A 17,399-nucleotide genomic window follows, 5' to 3' on the forward strand; every position below is an offset into this window, starting at 1 on the left:
GTATTCGCGTTTGCGGTTGCTCGCGCACGTGAGGCCGAGTTCGCGCTTGTATGCGCGCCTGAGTTCGCGGCGGTATTCGCGTCTGCGGTCGCTCTTGCACGTGAGCCCGAGCTCACGCCTGTACTCGCGCCTGAGTTCGCGACGGGCGCGGCACCTGTCGGGGTTCTTGTGCTCGCTGCAGGGCTTCAGGAGGAAGGTGAGAGTTGTCGGGGTGGTCATGGCCAGGGTGTCCGCGGCGGCGAACGAGGTCGACATCGCCGCGGGGACGACGAGAGCGGAGGCCATCACGGCTCCGGCTGCGAGGGCGTTTCTGATTTTGGTCATGGCAAATCACTCCACGTCGAATCGGTGTCGAATCGGTCGAGCCCCGGGCGATGCCCCGGGCTGGCGGAGCGCCGTGCGGCGTCGAGGACGACGCCGACACGATGCGTAACCTACCCTCACGGTAAGTGGAGGGGGTCGCGGGAGTCTGCTAGTGGATCCCAAAGCCTTGGGGCGGTCAGATTACCCGGCGGTAGCAGAAAGGAGCGGAAAAGGGGTGATCGGTAACGTTCGGCTACCGGCCTCCGTCGGAGGCTCGTGTCCCGACAGGATGCCATCCGCGGCCGGACCGCCAGAGTTCAGTAGATCGTCTCCGCTCAAGCGCCCGTTTTCGTGGGCAGAATCCCGCCGATCCTGGGCCGTCACGACGCCCGAGCGCCGACTTCCCCGGCCTCGCCCGCGCGCGGCCTTGCCGGTTTCCCGGCGTCGCTCGTTCGCCGCCGTGCCGGTCTCTCCGCCTCGGCCGTACGGCGCCTGGCGTCCGCGCCCGTCGGAGAGGAACACCGGGTCCGGAGGAGGTGTGCAGGCTGGACGAGGCCACGACCCGGCCCGCGACGACGACGTGGCGGGGCGGCGCGGGCCGGTCAGGGCCTCGCGGAGGGTCCGCTCCTCCAGGATCACCAGGTCGGCGGGAGCCCCGGGCTCCAGGCGGTGGGCGGGCAGGCCGACGACCCGCGCCGCCTCGACTCGATGTCGGCGAAGGCCTGTACCGCCCGGACGCCCTGTCGTACGGACTCCAGGAGCACCGGCCTGGCGCGTTCGAGGACGGATTCTGCGGTCTGGCCGGTCTTGACGGTGGCGGCCGTCTCGATGGCGCTCATCGCGGCCCCGGTGTACTGCGAGAGGGCGGCGGGTCCGGCCCGGTCGAGGGTGTGGACCTTGCGCAGGTGCAGGTGGGCGTCCACGAACGGCTCGGTGACCAGGGCGCCGTCCGCGTCGAGGGTCACGCCGGTCGCCGGGGCCAAACCGGGATCGTCCTCGGCGACGAGGCTGATGAGCCCGCCCGTGGCGGCCGGCGACCACCTGCCGGGACGGCCGCACAGGGCGGCGTTCCTGATGAGGAGATCCGGAGTGTCCATGACAGCACGGTAGAAGCACGCCGTGAGGGCCAGACCTGCCAAGCCGCCGCCTCGCGAGCGGCTGTCCGCGTGAAAGCTTCCCGATTCGTCGAAGTGTTCGTTGACAGCTGGAAAGCGCTTTCCTATGGGAAGGGCTCAGCCCGAGGGGCCGTACGGCTCGATCCTCGGGTCGGAGTAGGGGCCCCCGCCCGCCTCGGGGGCGACGCGGTGGGCGGCGGACTCGCTCACCCGCAGGCCGTACAGACCCTGGTCGGGGTCGATGAGCACCAGGCCGTAATCGGTGTCGACGTCTTCCTCCGGTAACTCCAGACGCCGCATGGCCTGCGCGAGCGTCGCGTCGGGCGGGAGCCGTACGGTGATCAGGAGCATACGCATCACGCTACGCGCTCTTCCTCGCCATCGCGGAAGCTCTCTTCCCTTCGGGGGCTTCGCGTGGGTGGAATCAATCTCAGAAATACACAGATGTTTCTTGAGACCGCAAACTACACACGAGACCCGACCGGCTGATCCCCCGCGCCCTGATCGGCGACTAACTTCTCTCCTTCACCGTGTGGGTGTCCGAGAATGTTCATCCCCTTGGCAGGGGCACACCATATGGTAAGGATGTCGCGTCAAGCGAGGAGAGAAGCGCATGACCGGAATGGACTGGGACCCCGACCTGGGGGGTAGCGGCAAGCTGGAACCTACAGGCGTCCGGATCGCCAGGGCGCGAAAGCGTCGAGGATGGACCCAGAACGGTCTGGCTGCCAAGGCGAATGTCTCCCGTAGCTTGATCGCACAGGTCGAGTCCGGTCACAAACCAGCCACCCCGTCACTTGTCGCGATAGTGGCAAGAACCTGCGGGGTCGATGCGGCGGAAATCAACGGCCAGCCGTACAGAGGGTCAGATAAACGCACCGATGCCGTACACGCGGCGATACCCGTCATTCGGCGTGCTCTGGCGTATGCTGATATCGCTCCTGAGCTGGAAATACCTCCTCGCCCACTCGAAGTGCTGGCCGTGGAGATGACAGCGCTCCAGAAGCTTCAAGGCTCCGCCGCGCACGTCGCCGTCGGCAGCCGCCTACCGGCTGCGATCGAGGAATTGACGATTCACACGCTGGAGTCAGGCCTCCCGGGGGCGTGGCGGCTGTTGCATCACTCTTACGCCCTGGTGGTGTCTCTGGCGCGTCGTCTGGGGTACAACGACCTGGCGCATGTCGCCATCGAGCGAGGAGCGGCTGCCGCGCTACGCGCCAATGATCCGCATCTCCAACACCTCGTCTCCCTGTCGCGGACGACCTTGCTCCTCACGCTGGGTTCCGGGGACATCGCGCTGACGCTGGCGAACCGAGTGGTGAACAACGTGGACCAATCCACACCAACAGGGTTGGAGGTCTACGGGTCACTCCATCTTCGTGCGGCCGTATCCGCAGCACGGATGGGCCGTGCGTCGGAAGCGTGGGACCACCATGGCCATGCGGCTGACACGGTGGCGCGCATCGCACCACGAGACCGGCTGGACCCGCATGGGCTACAACTGAACCCCGCCAATGTGGCCATCCACGGCTGTGCGCTGGCGACGGAACTCGGCGACTACGACACGGCAATTCGCCTGGATGCGGATTTCAAGCTGCCTACCAGCCTTTACGGCGAGCGCAGGGCACACCACGAGATCGACATGGCCAGAGCGCACCTGTGGCTCAACGAAAATGACAAATCGCTCAATCGGGTGCTTAAAGCCGAGCGGATCGCACCACAAATGACGCGATTCCATCCTATGGCGAGAGAGACGGTCAGGCAGCTGGGTCCTCGCTATCGCATCGTCCCGGAAAAGCTGCGTGCGCTGGAAGCGCGAATGGCTCTCTGAGCTTCATTCGAACGATTTGTTCACGGAAGCTGTGAACGTTTCCCGTCCTTGCGCTTCGTAGGGTCGTGGTGACAGAGAGGAGTACGGTCCTCTCCGTCCGAATCTGATGATTCCGACCCCAGGGGGCGATATGGCGAAGCTCGCGTCAAAAGCCGAGGAGCGTGCAGAAGAGGCCATAAGTGATGAGACGGCGGAGAAGCACGACAGGGCGCTGGGGGTCGTGCAACGGCTGTTGAACGCGAAGGGGGTTCCCTCCTACGCCGTTCACACGATCGTCCTGAAGCTGAGCGAGGGCGGCAAGCCATGGGCTTTGGGGCAGTGCACCCGTCGTGTCCCCCACCTGATCGCGCACAAGCGCGACGGCCGGGAGGTGGCGAGCGTGACCGTGGGGCCGCGCTCCGGCTGCTACGTGGTCTCCCTGCTTACGGTGGGGGTCGCGGCTCAGCTGGTGAACGCCGACCAGCCTCACGCGGTGGTGGACCTGATTCTCGCGGCGCTCTCGGAGGAGAGGGCATGAGGCGGGAGGTCCCGGAGTCCGACGTGACGAAGCATCCGGACGACACCCTTGAGGCACGCCGCACGGGCAGTCCCGCGGGTGCCCCGGCCGACGTGACCGTAGCGATGTTCCAAGACCTTCGACCGGGGTGCCCGGCCGTGCGAGTGGCATGGTCGATCGGGCCGGACGGGGAGACGAGATGACCGGCGCCGCGTCGGCACCGCTTCGTGTTCCCTACGTCATCGCGCACGCGGAGGAGGCCGTACCGCAACGTCTGCGGTTCGTCCGCCGCCCGCTCGGAAGGCTGCGGCTCGCCTACGACGACCCGCGCCGGGGTGACATGGTCGACGGGGTGCTGCGTGCCCGCGTTCTGACCAACCGCCGGGGGGCGCCGCAGTGGCGCATGCTCAACACGCTGCGCCAGTGGAGGTGCATGGTGAGAGACCTGTGCCAGGTCTGCGGGCAGGCCGCGACCGACCCCGGCACCGGGCGCATTCCGTGGATCATGACCGCCACCGCGTTCCGCGACATCCCCGACGTGCCGGACAGCGGCTACACCAGCGCGCCCGCGACCTGCCGGGCGTGCATCCCCGAATCACTGAGCATGTGTCCCCAGCTCCACGTGTCGTCGGCCGTCTACACCGTGGCCCGCAGCGAGCCCGCCGCCGTCCTGGCGGACATGTTCCGCCCAGGCTCGGACGGGCGACCTGTTCATACGGGAGAACACAACGTCCTGGTGGGTCTGAACGAGCCGCACCTCCTTCGCCGCGCGCTGGCCACCCAGCTGATCGTCCAGGTCCACGACCTCCGTCCGGCGCCCCACCTGGCGAACCAGGACAGGGACCACCGGCATGTCCGGCCGGGCGAACCGGATGGGCCGAGCCGGGATCTGCCCGTCTAGCCCACCGAAAGCTCCTCCGGTAGGGCGACCCTTCCCCGGACGGTCTGTCTCTGACCGCCGCCCTATCGGGGGCCACAACCCCCCTGGCTGCAGGTGAACACCCACGTCACCATCCCTCGACGTCGCGGAGGGCGAGGAGAGGGAGCAGCCAGGGGGCCACAACCCAGCGCAGTCGCCCTGCGGCTGGTGACCGCTGGAAAGAGCCCGGGTTGGGCGTATCGAACATCTCGCCACGCCGATTCCCGCCCGTACGCGGCCCGGTCCAGGAGGCCGGAGCGGTGTCAGGGACGAATGGCGCCAAGGAGGCGGCCCCACCAGTAGTCGTCGAGGTCGACCTCTTTGATGACGTCGCCGGTCCGGGGGGCGTGCACCATCTTGCCGTTGCCCGCGTACATGCCCATGTGCCCCAGGCCCTTGCTGAAAAGCAGGTCACCGGGCTGCAACTGGTTCAGATCCAGTGGCACCCGCCTGCCGGCCCCCCAGCTCCACTGCTCGTAGGTGGTGCGGGGGATGCCGACCCCGGCCCTGGCCCAGGCGCTTTGCGTCAGGCCCGAGCAGTCGTACGATCCCGGCCCCTCCCCGCCCCACTGGTACGGCTTGCCGATCTGCGCGTAGGCGAACTGCAGAGCGGTTCTGGCGCTGCCGGAGGCCGAGCCGGTGTAGGCGACGCCGACGCTGTTGGGGTCGCCGACCCGGAAGGCGCCGAGCCTGCGCAGCAGCTTCGTCTGTTCGGCGATCAGACGCTTGGTCGTGCTCTTCTCCTTGGCCAGTGTGTCTCGCGCCTTGTCCGCTTCGCTCAGCGCGTCCTTGGCCTTGCCGTGCTGCGCTTTGAGGGCTTGGGTGGCGGCGTCGAACGTACGCAGCGACTGCGCGTGCCCTGCCGATATCTGGTCGACCGCGGCCATGCCGCTCAGCAGTGAGCGGGGGTCGTCGCTGGACATGAGCCCCGCCCCGCCGCTCAGCCCACCGGCCTGATAACTGCTGACGGCCAGCGTGACGAGGTTGCGGCGCAGGGCCTCGACTGATTCTCGCTGCTGACCGTAGACCTCGTTCAGCTTGTCGTAGTGCTTCTTCGCCTTCTTCCACCGCTCGTCGGCCAGGTTGTAGCGGTCGACGACCTTGCCGGCCTGGTCGTTGAGCTTGGCCAGTTTCGCCCTGGCCTGGGCGAGGGTGGGCCGTGGCTCGGCGACCGCTGCGTCGAGCGGCGACAGCAGGACGGCGATCACGACTCCCGCCGCCACAGGTATCCGTCGAACTCGCACCGGCATGCCCGCAACGACCACTGTGTGATGCCTTTCCTTGTCCCGATGTCGGGCGAAATGCTACAGAAACAGCAGGGGTCATTCATCTCTTACTCCGTATTTCCGTGCTGATGCGAGGCGGCCCTGCTTGGCGTTCGGGTGAGGCCACGGATTCGCCCGCAACGCTTCGTGCCGCATCGTCGCTGCTCAGCACGGGTCTTCGAAGCCTGCTCGGAGACTTGACCGGCTGTCGGCTCACCTGGGAGCGAGGGGTCGCGGGACGAACAAAATGACTATTGGCCGTAGTAGAAGACCTCTTCCCTCGTGCCGGTGGAGGCGCCGGAGCGGATCTGGTCGCTGGTGTGGAGGGTGGCGTGTGACCATCCGGTGGCCTTCCCGGTACGCGCCTCCTCGGCTCCCAGCCCGTGCTCATGAACGTCAAACTTCGACCGCGTCCAACACAATCCGCAGGTCAGGTCGTGTTGCCCGAATGTTTTCGGGCATGTAAGGGCCGCGCCTCGAACGGTTTTCGAATGACCCGCATCCACGACGAGCGCGTACGCGGCACGTCCCCGAGACCTGCCCGCGACGGCGAGGTCCGGCGGTATTCGAGAAACCAGAAGGAGCCACACCCATGCCCATCGACCGACCTTCGCCCCGCGGGCTCGCTCCGGCCGTCATCGCGGCAGCCGGTGTGCTCGCCCTCCTCACCGCCTGCGCGAGCGGCGGCGACGTCACGGCCGGGCTCACCGGCCCGGCCGACGCTCCGGCCGCCTCCCCGACCCAGGGGCCGGGTGCCTCCTTCAACGAGGCGGATGTGACCTTCACCCAGATGATGATCGAGCACCACAGGCAGGCCGTGGAGATGGCCGGGCTGGCCCGGACGCGCAGCCAGGACCCGGAGATCAAGAAGCTGGCGGCCGCGATCGACAAGTCTCAAGGGGCGGAGATCACCACTATGACGGGCTGGCTGGCGCGGTGGGGCAAGCCCGCGACACCTTCGGGGGGAATGCAGGGACATGACATGCCCGGGATGATGACCGGCGAGGACATGAAGAGGCTCGACGCGGCCAGGGGCAGGGAATTCGACCGCATGTTCCTGCGGATGATGATCACTCATCACCAGGGGGCGATCGCGATGGCCGAAACCGAGCGGGCCCGAGGATCCGACCCGCAAGCCAAGGAACTGGCCACGACCATTGAGGCCACTCAGCGGGCGGAGATAAAGCGGATGCGGAAACTGCTCGCCCGGCGCTGATCCCCGCCGTCGCAGGAAACGCCGTCGCGGGAAACGAGGTGCCGAACCGGTTGATCGGTCCTGACCGTTGCCGTGACGGTACGCGGACGCCGAACGCGACATCGCCGACATCGTCTCCGCGGCACGCGAGAGCCTCAGCGGTGATCCGGACGCGAGTGCCGGTCTCCTGGCTGATCAATGTCCTGCACTCCGTCTTAACTCCCAGGGGGTATGTTAAAGTCGCAAACCAATGTACCCCACCGGGGTACACGGGAGAGGGGAACCCTATGTGCACGGCATGTGCGTGCGCCACCGCGGACAGCACCTCCGCGCAGGTGGAGACCACCGGGAGCGTCTACCGGGTCAGCGGGATGACCTGCGGGCACTGTGTTTCCTCGGTCTCCGCCGAGATCGGCAAGGTCGGCGGCGTGAGCGACGTTCAGGTCGACCTGCCCACCGGCGCCGTCACCGTCACCGGAGCGGGCTTCTCTGACGAGGAGATCCGCGCGGCCGTGGGCCGGGCGGGCTACGCGCTGGCCGACGTCTCGCCGACCGGCGCCTCCTAGAGCGGCTTCGTCGCAGGAGCGCGATGGCGAGATGGTGGACGCCGAGGCGATGGGCGATCGGCGCATGCCAGGGCTTCACCCCGTGGACGGTGCGTCTCGGTCGTCATCGGTTCCCCATCGGTTCCTTCGGGAGCGGAGACGGGCGGCCTTCGAAGGTGACAGCACGAGCGTGGAGGGTGACCTCCGGCCGGGTGGCCAGGCGTTCGCGGCCTTGCCGGTCGAATCCGGACTCATGACCACTGTGGGATGCGCGTGAGCCGGAATCCCGCCTCCTTGCCCGTCGGTCGCATCGCTCGTCGACGGCTTCGGCGAGGAGGTTGGGACCGGTGCTGGAAACCGCCGGTCGGCCGAATCCTCCAGTTGTGGCAGGCGTGCCCTGGCAGGGATAACGCATGGCAGGCGTCTACGACGGCCAGTAGCATTGAACGACTCGCTGGTAGATGGGAGTCTCACACGATGCGTGGTCTGGGAGACCTGGAGTCCACGGTCATGGAGCGCCTGTGGTCGTATCACCGGCCGGCGTCGGTCAGGGACGTTCTCGAAGATCTTCGCCGTGAGCGGGAGATCGCCTACACGACCGTCATGACGGTGATGGACAAACTCCACAAGAAGGGGCTGCTTCGCAGGAAGGCGGTCGGCCGGGCGTATGTGTACGAGACGGTGGCCACCAGGGAGGCCTACACCGCCGACCTGATGCGCAGCAGCCTCGCCTCCAGCGGCAACCAGGCGGCCACGCTGGTGCACTTCCTGGAGCGGCTGACCCCCGAGGAGTCGGTCGCGCTCGAGGCCGCACTCAAGGTGTATCCGCCCGGGGGCCGCGCGTGATCACCGCCGCCGTGCTGGCCCTGTACGCCATGGTCGCGGTGGTCGTCCTGCCCCGCCTGCTGAGCCGGGGCCAATGGGCCCAGCGCGCCCCCCGCCTGGCGATCTGCGTCTGGCTGGCCGCCTGCGCCTCCGCACTCGCCTCCATGGTCTTCTCGGCGCTCGCCGTGGCGATCCCGGCCAGTGTGATCGGCCATGGCCTGGCCGCGTTCTTCGAGGCGTGCGCGGACATCCTCTCCGAGGGTGCCCCACTGAGCTCCCCGGGCACGCGCGCCGCTCTGCTCGGCGCCGGGCTGATCGTGGCCAGGTTCACCTACTGCGGGGCGGCCATCGTCGTCAGGGCGCGTTGGGAGCGCCGACGGCATGCCGACATGCTGAACCTCCTCGGCCGCCGCGACGGCGCACTGGACGCGGTCGTGCTCGATCATGACGAGGCCGCCGCCTACTGCCTGCCCGGCCGCGAGGGCAGGGCGGTCATCACCACCGCGGCGCTGCACTCCCTGGCCCCCGAACAGGTGGCGGCCGTCCTCGCCCACGAGCAGGCCCACCTGCGGGGACGCCATCACCTCCTCCTGGCCGCGGCCGAAACCTTCTGCCGGGCCTTTCCCCGTCTGCCGTTGTTCGCCCGAGCCCGCGGCGAGGTCGCACGCCTGGTCGAGCTCCTGGCCGACGACGTCGCGGCCCGCCACCACTGCCGTCTCCACATCGCCGCCGCGCTGGTACGGCTCGCCACCGGGCGAGCGCCCGCGTTCGCGCTGGGCGCGGGCGGCGAGACGGCCCTCACTCGTGTCAGGCGCATGCTCAGCCCGGCAGCCCCCCTCCGGCGCCGCGAACGCGTCGCGGGCCTTGCCGCCGTCACCGTCCTGCTCGCGGGCCCCGTGGCCGTGGCGGTGATTCCCGGCGTGAGCTCGTTCCTGGCCCACCACTGCCACACCATCTCGATTTTCTAACCGCCAGGCCGTCTACGGCAGTACGTAGTAGATAGGGATGGGTCTTCATCCCGTCCGGTCTTCGCCCGCGCATGCGCTAATGCCGGTGACCGGCGGTGTCCAGAGGCGGGCTGAGCCTTTCCCTCGACCCGGACACCGCCGGGCCCTCCATGACCCACCGCCGCTTCAGGAGCATGCGCTCACGCCACGCGTTTGGCGCGGCGGCGCAGCGAGGCGAGCATTCCGGCGGTGTCGAGGACGCCGTAGCCGTAGTCGTGGTCGAACCCGATGTCGCCGTGGTCGTCGGCGGTGCGCCGGAGCAGGGTGCGCAGCTGGGCGGGTGACAGGCGGGAGGAGGGCCACAGGGTGCGTACGGCCGCGACCAGTCCGGCGGCGACGGGGCACGCGGCCGAGGTGCCCGAGTCGGGCTCGTCGTCGCCGAAGGCCCGCGAGCCGGAGAAGTGGGTGTAGGCGCAGAGGTCGGGCTTGCGGGCGGTGAGGCGGCCGGGACCCTGCGAGGAGTAGCCGACCCGCTCGCCACGGATGTCGACGCCGCCGATCGACAGGACGCGCGGGTGGGAGTTGGCGCCCGTGATCGGCCGGTTGGCGTACGCGCACCGGCCGTCGGGGCAGTCGCGCCCGCAGTTTCCCGCCGCGAACAGCACGTCGGCGCCCGCCCGCTCCAGGCTGGAGACGATCAGGTTGAACGGGTGGGCCGGGTTGTCGGAGTAGTTGCCGGGATGGCCCGCGGGGAAATCCCAGTCGGGGGAGAAGGAGCCCCAGCTGTTGGTGACGACCAGGGAGCGCGAGGCGGCGGGCTGGGCTTCGAGGACGGTGCGCAGGTGGGCGAAGGCCGCGACCGCGTCCGACAGCAGGCCGTCCAGCGCGCTGCCGCCGGGGCGCCGGGAGAGCAGCACGGGAACGTCGATCAGCGACGCCCTCGGGGCGGCGAGAAGCGCGTCGAAGGCGCACATCGTGCCGTGGTCGACGGGGAACTCGCCCGCCTCGCCCCGCACCCCCGACGGCTTCCAGCTGCGCTGCGCGTCGAGGGTCACGGCGCGGTCGAGGCTCCGGGCCACGTGCGCGGCGTTGACGCCGGTGTCGAGCACCGCGAGCGCGACGCCCGAGCCGTCGAGGCCCTCGCGGGCCAGCTCGGTGACGCCGAGCAGCCGCTCCACGTCGCGCCAGTCGCCCACCGGGGGCGCTCCGCCGCAGGTGAGACCCCGCTCGATCACCGGGTCGGCGAAGACCCCCACGACGTCGGGACGGAGCGCGGGCAGCAGGGTGATCCGGGTGGAGATCTCGTCGTCGGAGATCTCCCCGCGGACCAGGACGAAGGCCTCGTTGTCGGCGAAGGAGAAGGTCAGCGGCTGGTTGAGCGAGAGGGGGTCGCCCCCGGCGACGGGAACCGGGCGGGGGGCGAGGACCGGGGTGAAGGAGGGATCCACGACGACCCCGGGCAGCGCGTCGGCGACGTCGGCCGCCGGTGTGCTCACCGCGGGGTCGGCCACGGCCGCGACGACGTCGGGGGAGGGACGGAGCTGGAGCAGGACCCGCATGTGCACCACCGGGGCTCGAGGGGATCGGGTTCCACCACGTTCCTGCATCCCCCTCGGCCGCGTCCAGCCGTTAAAACCACCCCCTATCTGGACTCATATGATGCAATCCGCACAAACGACAGACGTGGATTTCCTTCCCTGCGCGAGTGACGGTCACTAGCGTTGGGCGTCATGACCGCAGAGCCGCCCCCCAACCCCGATGTCCGGCACACACACTGGCTGAGCACGCGGCCCAGACTGATAGTGGCCAGTGGCTTCATGCTCTTCCTGGAGCTGGCCCTGATCCGGTGGACCGGGTCGAACATCGTTCATCTGAGTTACTTCACCAACTTCGTCCTGCTGGGGTCCTTCCTCGGCATCGGGCTCGGCTTCCTCCGGGTGGGACGCAGCACCCGGCAGCCGTACTACTCGCCGATCGTGCTCGCCGCCCTCGTCCTGATCGTGTGGCTCTTCCCGGTCACCGTGGACCGCCAGACCGAGGGGGTCCTGTACTGGACGAGCCTGAGCGCCAGCGGTCCGCCCCCCTGGCTGATCCTGCCGGTGATCTTCGCCGCGGCGGCGATCGTGCTGATGGGCCCGGCCGAGCTGGTCGGGCGCTGCTTCCCCGAGCTCGAACGGCTGGAGGCCTACCGCTACGACCTGATCGGCAGCCTCAGCGGCATCGCGCTGTTCACCGCGCTGTCGTTCCTCAGCGCGCCCCCGGTGGTGTGGGGCACGATCGCCGCGATCGCCTACGCGGTGCTGCTCTGGCCCCGCAGGGTCTGGGCTCGGGCGGCACTGCTGGTGCCGTCGCTGATCGTCGTCGGCGTCCTCGCGACGGAGACGCTGACGGCCGGGGCGCTGTGGTCGCCCTACTACAAGGTGACCTACGTGCGCGGCTACTGGAACGACGTGCCGCTGATGAACATCGACGTCAACGGCATCCCGCACCAGCAGGCCACCCCGGCCAAGAGCCGCCTGGAGTGGGAGCGCCAGTACGCCCTCCCGTACGAGCGCGCGGCCTCCGGCAAGCTGGACAACGTGCTGATCGTGGGCGCGGGCAGCGGCACCGACGTGTCCATCGCGCTGTCGAAGGGCGCCAAGCACGTGGACGCCGTGGAGATCGACCCCAAGCTGCTCGAACTCGGCCGTTCGTACCACCCGGACAATCCCTACAGCGACCCCCGGGTCACCACCCACGTCACCGACGGCCGCGCCTTCCTGGAACGGACCTCCGACAAGTACGACCTGATCCTCTTCGCGCTGCCCGACTCGCTCACCCTGGTGTCCGGGGCGAGCTCGCTGCGGCTGGAGAGCTACCTGTTCACCCAGCAGGCGATGGAGGCGGCCAGGGACCACCTCAAGCCCGGCGGCGCCTTCTCGATGTACAACTACTACCGCGAGACCTGGCTGGTGGACCGCCTCGGCTCCACCATGCAGGCCGCCTTCGGCCACAAGCCCTGCGTCGACATCGTCAGCGAGACCGGCCAGCAGGCGGTGATCACCGCGGGGCTCACCACCGAGGCGCAGCGATGCGGCTCCGAGTGGGCGGGGGCGACCGCCGACACCCCGCCCCCGGCCAGTGACGACCGGCCCTTCCTCTATCTGAAGGACCGGACGATCCCGCAGATCTACATCATCACCCTCGGCCTGATCCTCATCGTCAGCCTGCTCGCCGTCCGGGCCGTCGCCGGTCCGTACCGGCGCATGCGCCCGTACGCCGATCTCTTCCTGCTCGGTGTGGCGTTCCTGTTGCTGGAGACGAAGAGCGTCACCGGGTTCGCGCTGCTGTTCGGCACCACCTGGGTGGTGAACGCGATCGTGTTCGGCGGGGTGCTGGTCGCCGTGCTCGCCGCGGTGGAGGTGACACGCCGCTTCAGGGTGCCGTCCCTGCCCGTGATGTACGGCGTGCTGGTCGCCGGGCTCGTCCTGGCCTGGCTGGTGCCCAACTCCTGGCTGCTGAGCCTGCCGCTGCCGCTGCGCGCGGTGGTCGCCGTGATCGTGGCGTTCCTGCCGATCTTCGCGGCCAACGTGGTGTTCGCCAAGCGCTTCGCCGACTCCGCGGACGCCACCGTGTCCTTCGGGGCCAACCTGCTGGGCGCGATGGTCGGCGGCTGTCTGGAGTATCTGGCGCTGGTCATCGGCTACCAGGCGCTGCTGATCGTGGCGGGCCTGGTCTATCTAGGCGCCTTCGCCCTGCTGCCCAGGACCGGCGGGACCGCCGGGGGCGTCGGGACGACCGGAGCGGTCAAGATCGGCTGAGCCTCGGGCAGCCCTGGAGTTCCGGGGTCCTGGAGCAGTTCCAGGACCCCGGAGCCCGGGGAAAGCGTTGTGGCCCGTCCTCCTTCGTGGAGGGCGGGCCACATGTGTGCGGGGCGGTCAGAGAATCAGGGGCTCAGGGGCTCAGGGGCTCAGGGGCGAAGCCGACCGTGCGGGGTGGTCAGAATCCGCAGAGCTCGTCCAGGGACTGGGCCTCGGACTTGCCGTTCGGGGTGGGAGTCTGGCTCGGCTTGGCCGCCGTCGGCCTGGTGGTCGTGGCGGTGGCGGCGGGCGTCGCACCGCTCATGCCGGGGGAGGCCGTCGCTGCCTGGGGGCGGCGGGCGGGCCGCAGCGACTGGGTCAGCGTCCTGGCGGTCGCGGCACGGATCTTCTGCCAGTCGGGGGAGCCGGTGTAGAACTCCGGCGGCACGAACTGGAGGCTGACGATCCTCGCGTCCTTGACCTTCAGTCCCAGCTCGATGATGTGCTCCAGCAGCTCGCGGGGGATGTCGGTCTTGGCCATCTTCTTGGCCACGCCCGCGATCTTGGCGAAGTTGGTGAGCACGACCGACGGGGTGGCCTGCTGGGCGAAGGCGCCGATGACGCAGCGCTGGCGGGCCATCCGGGAGAAGTCGTCGCTGCCGACACGGGAGCGCCCGTACCAGAGCGCCTCCTCGCCAGAGAGCTTCCGGTATCCGGCCTTGATGGTCCCGGCGGTGCCGTAGAGGCCGCCCCAGGGGACGTCGCGCTCCACCCTGATCCTGAGGCCGCCGATGGCGTCCACCAGGTGGGCGAAGCCGAACATGTTCACCAGGGCGTAGTAGTCGATCTTCAGGTTGAGCGTGAAGCCGATGGCGTCCATGAGCGCCCGGGGGCCCCGCTGCCCGTCGTTGACTCCGGGCATCAGCTCGGGGTGGTCCTCGGCGTACTGCCAGACCTCGTTGAGCAGGCCGCCGTTGGGCAGCTCGCGCATGAAACCGTTGGGGAACCGCTTGCCCAGCGCGGTGCCGGGCGGGAAGCGGACGTGCTGGAGGTTGCGGGGGAGGCTGAACATGGCGGTGTTGCCGGTCGCGACGTGCACGCTGGCCATGGTCATGCTGTCGGTCCGCACGCCCTCCCGGTTCCCGGCGCCGTCGCCGCCGACGAGCAGGAAGTTCACCCGCTTGCGCCCGCCCCACGGGTCCTCGTGCTTGACGGGGACGGCCGTGGGGTTGTCGGCGGAGGACGCGAAGATGGCGTTCGCCGTCTCCTTGCCGGTCATCACGGTGCTCGCGGTCAGCGCGAACGGCGCCATCACCGACACGCACAGCACGCCGACCGCGATGCCCGACACGATCTGCCCCCTGCCGCTGAGCCGGTGGGGCCCGAGGGAGACGTAGGAGAAGAGCACCAGCAGGAACCAGGCGATCGCACCGGCGATGGCCAGGATCGCCCCGGTCATCAGCGTGCTGTCGCGGGCGAGGAAACCGGCGTTCCCCTCACCGCTGAGGACGAGCGCGCCGACCAGGATGGACAGCAGCAGCGCGCCGAAGATCGTGAGCAGGATGTATCCGGTACGACGGTGTCCCGACCGCAGGTGCGCCGCGCCGGGGAGGATCGCCGACAGCGCGGTCCAGCCGATGAGCGCGCCGACCGTCAGCGGCTTGGCGAAGCGCGGCCGCTTCCCGGGAGGGCCTGGAGGGTCGGAAGGTCCGGGCGGGCCGGGGGGAGATCCGGCGGCCCCCCCGATCTGGCCCGGCTCTTGGACCTGCCCCGGCCCCTGGCCTGTCGCCTGGCCCTGGTCCGTTCCCTGGGCTTGGCCCGGCCCTTGGCCCTGGTCCGGCCCCGTGGCCGGAGTGGGCCGCGTACCCGTTCCGGCCGGTGAGGGGGAGGCCGTCCGGCTCTCGGGCGCCCCCCGGGGAGGGAGGGTTTCCTGCCCGTTGTGCGTGATGGCCTGTCCGTTGCGTACGCCGACCGAGGGGAGCGTCCCCTGCCCGTTGGGTACGTCGTGCGGGGGAGGTGTCCCCTGCCCGTTGCGCGCGCCCTGGACGAGGGGCGGCGCATCCTGCCCGTTGGCGGCGCCCCGTACGCCGGGCCTGGGCTGCGGGGGAGGCGTCCCTCGCCCATCCGGTGCGCCTTTGCCCAGGTCAGGGACCGTCCGGCGCCCGTTGGGCGCCTCCTGCCCGGCGGGAGCGCCCTGGGCCTGTGGCATACCGGGTGGGCCGGAGGGGGGCTGCGTCTCGGCCGGACCCTGCGCGCTCCCGCGGCCCGCGCCTCCGCCGCGGCGCCGGAGGCGCCGTTTCCCACTGTCGCCGGCGAGATCCCCCGAGTCTTGCCCAAGGTGCATCGTCACACCGCTTCCTACTACTTTTTGCCCCGGTCTACCTGCCAAAACAGCCAGGTTCCCCGATTGAACGGAATTTGCCAGGATTCTAGTCCCCATACCTGGACATGACAGACAGATCGCTAATCTGTGGTGAATGATCCCTTAAGTCGTGACGTCGGCTAGGAGGTCGACGAGGAGGGCGCCAACCAGGTGTTGCACTGGAACGCCTTGTTCTTCTCGTAGCCCTGGCGGAACCACCTGTTGTTGTTCGCCGGAGAGCCGTGGTCACGGGGATAGCCGGGCCAGTCGCCCACGCGGGAGTAGAAGTAGTAGAGGGTGTTGCGCCGGGCCGGGGTCACCGGGTAGCTGGCCGCGACCGAGCGCATGAACATCGCCCCGAAGCAGGTCGCCTGGAGCTCGAACCGGCGGCTGAGCGCGAGTTTCCCGCTCCGGCTGCTGGAGCGCAGCGACTTCTGCCACCAGGTGTCGGACAGCCCCGACAGCTGCTGCACGTGGTGCCCGTACTCGTGCGCCATCATGCTGATCACCCCGCCGTGCCAGTCGGTGATGGAGCCGTACCCGCCGGAGTCGCCCACCCCCCGCACCATCGCCCTGGTCGAGGCGTAGATGGTGGTGTTGCGCGGGCAGTAGTACGGCACCATGCTGCCCGGCGAGGGAAAGTCGCCGCAGGCGCCGCGGCCCTTCGTCGCGGTGAGGGCGTAGCCGGGCGGGCGCCAGTTCATGCCTTGCTTGCGCATGATCTGGGACCAGCCCCTGTCCATGCACCTGGACGTCTTGAGGATCAGCGCCTTGAGCTGGCTGTGGCTGTAGATGCTGGCCGATCCCGCCGGGCAGTTCACCCTGGGAAGCCCTCCCGCCCGGTAGAGCGTGTTGTTGTCCAGGCTGGTGTTGAGCGTTCGCACCCTGGCCGGGGGCGCGATCGTGTCCTCCGAGATGTCGGAGGAGGCCGTCGTCCGCCTCGGCTCGGCGGTGGGCGTGTACGACGGCCTGCTGTCCAGGAAGGTGGGCAGCGGGGGGATCGCGACCGGCGAGACCGGATCCGAGCGGCGGCTGTTCTTGGCCACCGCGCCCATCACGACGAGCCCGACGAACAGCAGTGCGACCACGCCGAGGATCCCGCCGACGATCGCCCCGGCGCCGCCGGAGCGGGGACGCGGCGGCTGCCACTGCGGCGGGTAGGCGTGCCGCTGCCGGGGGTCCGGCGGCGGCGGTGGCGGGGCCGGATGGCCGTACGGCACCTGGCCCCCGGGCCGCATGGGCGGCGGGTATCCCTGTCCCGGCGGCGGCTGCGGACGCGCCGACGGGGGCGGGAACGGCGGAGGATACCCCGGGGGCGGTGGCGGCTGGGGGTGGCTCCGCGGTGGCCCCTGGGGATGGCCCTGAGGCGGGTACCCCCGGCCGGGCGGGGGCGGGGGTGGCTGCCGGGGGGCGGGCGGGTACCCGTATCCGGGAGGGAATCCCTGTCCTGGTGGCGACGCCGGGTGGCTCCCGTGCCCCGGCGGCGACGCTGGATGGTTTCCCTGTCTCGGTGGTGCGGGTGGATGTCCCACCTGTCCCGGTGGTGGTGCCGGTGGATGTCCCACCTGTCTCGGTGGGGGCGCCGATGGGTTTCCCCGGCCCCGGCCCCGGCCCTGGCCCTGTCCCGGGTACGCGGGCGGTGGCGGATATCCCTGGCTCCCCGGTGCCGGGTGCCCCTGTCCCGGTGGTGGCGGCGGTGGATATCCCGGTGGCGGTGGCTGAGGGTGGCCCTGAGCCGCCCACGCCGGTGGTGCCTGAGGTGGTTGCCCCCGAGGTGGAGGGGGTGGTGGAGGGTAGTGCCCGTTGCCTGTCACGCT

General features: G+C 69.6%; 15 protein-coding genes. 8 read left to right on the plus strand and 7 right to left on the minus strand.

Annotated elements, in window-relative coordinates; all coding sequences use genetic code 11:
• The 3 genes from ABD817_RS16800 to ABD817_RS16810 form a co-directional block, all read right to left on the minus strand.
• Window positions 1–324, minus strand: a 324-nt coding sequence (locus ABD817_RS16800; protein ID WP_344918871.1) for a hypothetical protein, incomplete at its 3' end; no start/stop codon positions are given.
• 614 nt (window positions 325–938) lie between these two features.
• Window positions 939–1,400 carry an amidohydrolase family protein gene (locus tag ABD817_RS16805; RefSeq protein WP_344918872.1) on the minus strand — a complete coding sequence of 154 codons (462 nt, stop codon included), beginning with the start codon at window positions 1,398–1,400 and terminating at the stop codon, window positions 939–941.
• A gap of 135 nt (window positions 1,401–1,535) precedes the next feature.
• Window positions 1,536–1,769 (minus strand): hypothetical protein, encoded by a 234-nt coding sequence (locus ABD817_RS16810; protein ID WP_344918873.1) that lies wholly within the window; start codon window positions 1,767–1,769, stop codon window positions 1,536–1,538.
• A gap of 262 nt (window positions 1,770–2,031) precedes the next feature.
• Between ABD817_RS16810 and ABD817_RS16815 the strand changes: the two genes are divergently transcribed.
• The 3 genes from ABD817_RS16815 (at window position 2,032) to ABD817_RS16825 (ending at window position 4,646) form a co-directional block, all read left to right on the plus strand.
• Window positions 2,032–3,249 (plus strand): helix-turn-helix domain-containing protein, encoded by a 1,218-nt coding sequence (locus ABD817_RS16815; protein ID WP_344918874.1) that lies wholly within the window; start codon window positions 2,032–2,034, stop codon window positions 3,247–3,249.
• 130 nt (window positions 3,250–3,379) lie between these two features.
• Window positions 3,380–3,766, plus strand: a complete 387-nt coding sequence (locus ABD817_RS16820) for a hypothetical protein (RefSeq protein ID WP_344918875.1) — start codon at window positions 3,380–3,382, stop codon at window positions 3,764–3,766.
• A gap of 178 nt (window positions 3,767–3,944) precedes the next feature.
• On the plus strand, window positions 3,945–4,646 hold the full coding sequence (locus tag ABD817_RS16825) for a hypothetical protein (protein WP_344918876.1): 702 nt from the start codon (window positions 3,945–3,947) through the stop codon (window positions 4,644–4,646).
• A gap of 281 nt (window positions 4,647–4,927) precedes the next feature.
• On the opposite strand, the gene ABD817_RS16830 is transcribed toward ABD817_RS16825, so the two are convergent.
• A complete protein-coding gene (locus ABD817_RS16830; RefSeq protein WP_344918877.1) occupies window positions 4,928–5,887 on the minus strand; it encodes a C40 family peptidase in 960 nt (319 codons plus the stop codon).
• Window positions 5,888–6,521: 634 nt separating this feature from the next.
• Between ABD817_RS16830 and ABD817_RS16835 the strand changes: the two genes are divergently transcribed.
• The 4 genes from ABD817_RS16835 to ABD817_RS16850 all read left to right on the plus strand — a co-directional run bounded on the left by ABD817_RS16835 (window position 6,522) and on the right by ABD817_RS16850 (window position 9,462).
• A complete protein-coding gene (locus ABD817_RS16835) occupies window positions 6,522–7,145 on the plus strand; it encodes a DUF305 domain-containing protein (protein ID WP_344918878.1) in 624 nt (207 codons plus the stop codon).
• 266 nt (window positions 7,146–7,411) lie between these two features.
• Entirely contained in the window at window positions 7,412–7,690 is a 279-nt protein-coding gene (locus tag ABD817_RS16840; protein ID WP_344918879.1) for a heavy-metal-associated domain-containing protein, read from the plus strand.
• 456 nt (window positions 7,691–8,146) lie between these two features.
• A complete protein-coding gene (locus ABD817_RS16845) occupies window positions 8,147–8,515 on the plus strand; it encodes a BlaI/MecI/CopY family transcriptional regulator (RefSeq protein ID WP_307568654.1) in 369 nt (122 codons plus the stop codon).
• The gene (locus ABD817_RS16850; RefSeq protein WP_344918880.1) at window positions 8,512–9,462 is read left to right on the plus strand and encodes a M56 family metallopeptidase; all 951 of its coding nucleotides are present in this window, start codon (window positions 8,512–8,514) and stop codon (window positions 9,460–9,462) included. The genes ABD817_RS16845 and ABD817_RS16850 overlap by 4 nt, the downstream gene beginning before the upstream one ends.
• Window positions 9,463–9,641: 179 nt before the next feature.
• On the opposite strand, the gene ABD817_RS16855 is transcribed toward ABD817_RS16850, so the two are convergent.
• On the minus strand, window positions 9,642–11,000 hold the full coding sequence (locus tag ABD817_RS16855; RefSeq protein ID WP_344918881.1) for a S8 family peptidase: 1,359 nt from the start codon (window positions 10,998–11,000) through the stop codon (window positions 9,642–9,644).
• A 171-nt stretch (window positions 11,001–11,171) separates the two neighbouring features.
• Here ABD817_RS16855 and ABD817_RS16860 point away from each other — a divergent pair, with 171 nt between their 5' ends.
• Window positions 11,172–13,241, plus strand: coding sequence for a spermine/spermidine synthase domain-containing protein (locus ABD817_RS16860; RefSeq protein ID WP_344918882.1), 2,070 nt, complete (start codon window positions 11,172–11,174; stop codon window positions 13,239–13,241).
• Window positions 13,242–13,419: 178 nt separating this feature from the next.
• Here the strand turns inward: ABD817_RS16860 and ABD817_RS16865 are convergent, their stop codons facing one another.
• The gene (locus tag ABD817_RS16865; protein WP_344918883.1) at window positions 13,420–15,429 is read right to left on the minus strand and encodes an LCP family protein; all 2,010 of its coding nucleotides are present in this window, start codon (window positions 15,427–15,429) and stop codon (window positions 13,420–13,422) included.
• Window positions 15,430–15,722: 293 nt separating this feature from the next.
• A complete protein-coding gene (locus tag ABD817_RS16870) occupies window positions 15,723–16,820 on the minus strand; it encodes a neutral zinc metallopeptidase (protein WP_344918884.1) in 1,098 nt (365 codons plus the stop codon).
• Window positions 16,821–17,399: the final 579 nt, after the last annotated feature.

Source organism: Streptosporangium oxazolinicum (genome assembly GCF_039537505.1).
In the GTDB taxonomy this organism is placed as follows: domain Bacteria; phylum Actinomycetota; class Actinomycetes; order Streptosporangiales; family Streptosporangiaceae; genus Streptosporangium; species Streptosporangium oxazolinicum.

Excerpts from the sequence above, each read along its gene's own strand:
- ABD817_RS16845 (WP_307568654.1), top strand. The coding sequence starts at position 8,147 with ATGCGTGGTCTGGGAGACCTGGAGTCCACGGTCATGGAGCGCCTGTGG.
- ABD817_RS16810 (WP_344918873.1), bottom strand. The coding sequence starts at position 1,769 with ATGCTCCTGATCACCGTACGGCTCCCGCCCGACGCGACGCTCGCGCAG.
- ABD817_RS16840 (WP_344918879.1), top strand. The coding sequence starts at position 7,412 with ATGTGCACGGCATGTGCGTGCGCCACCGCGGACAGCACCTCCGCGCAG.
- ABD817_RS16860 (WP_344918882.1), top strand. The coding sequence starts at position 11,172 with ATGACCGCAGAGCCGCCCCCCAACCCCGATGTCCGGCACACACACTGG.
- ABD817_RS16865 (WP_344918883.1), bottom strand. The coding sequence starts at position 15,429 with ATGCCACAGGCCCAGGGCGCTCCCGCCGGGCAGGAGGCGCCCAACGGG.
- ABD817_RS16815 (WP_344918874.1), top strand. The coding sequence starts at position 2,032 with ATGACCGGAATGGACTGGGACCCCGACCTGGGGGGTAGCGGCAAGCTG.
- ABD817_RS16820 (WP_344918875.1), top strand. The coding sequence starts at position 3,380 with ATGGCGAAGCTCGCGTCAAAAGCCGAGGAGCGTGCAGAAGAGGCCATA.
- ABD817_RS16805 (WP_344918872.1), bottom strand. The coding sequence starts at position 1,400 with ATGGACACTCCGGATCTCCTCATCAGGAACGCCGCCCTGTGCGGCCGT.
- ABD817_RS16835 (WP_344918878.1), top strand. The coding sequence starts at position 6,522 with ATGCCCATCGACCGACCTTCGCCCCGCGGGCTCGCTCCGGCCGTCATC.
- ABD817_RS16870 (WP_344918884.1), bottom strand. The coding sequence starts at position 16,820 with ATGCGGCCCGGGGGCCAGGTGCCGTACGGCCATCCGGCCCCGCCACCG.
- ABD817_RS16825 (WP_344918876.1), top strand. The coding sequence starts at position 3,945 with ATGACCGGCGCCGCGTCGGCACCGCTTCGTGTTCCCTACGTCATCGCG.
- ABD817_RS16855 (WP_344918881.1), bottom strand. The coding sequence starts at position 11,000 with ATGCGGGTCCTGCTCCAGCTCCGTCCCTCCCCCGACGTCGTCGCGGCC.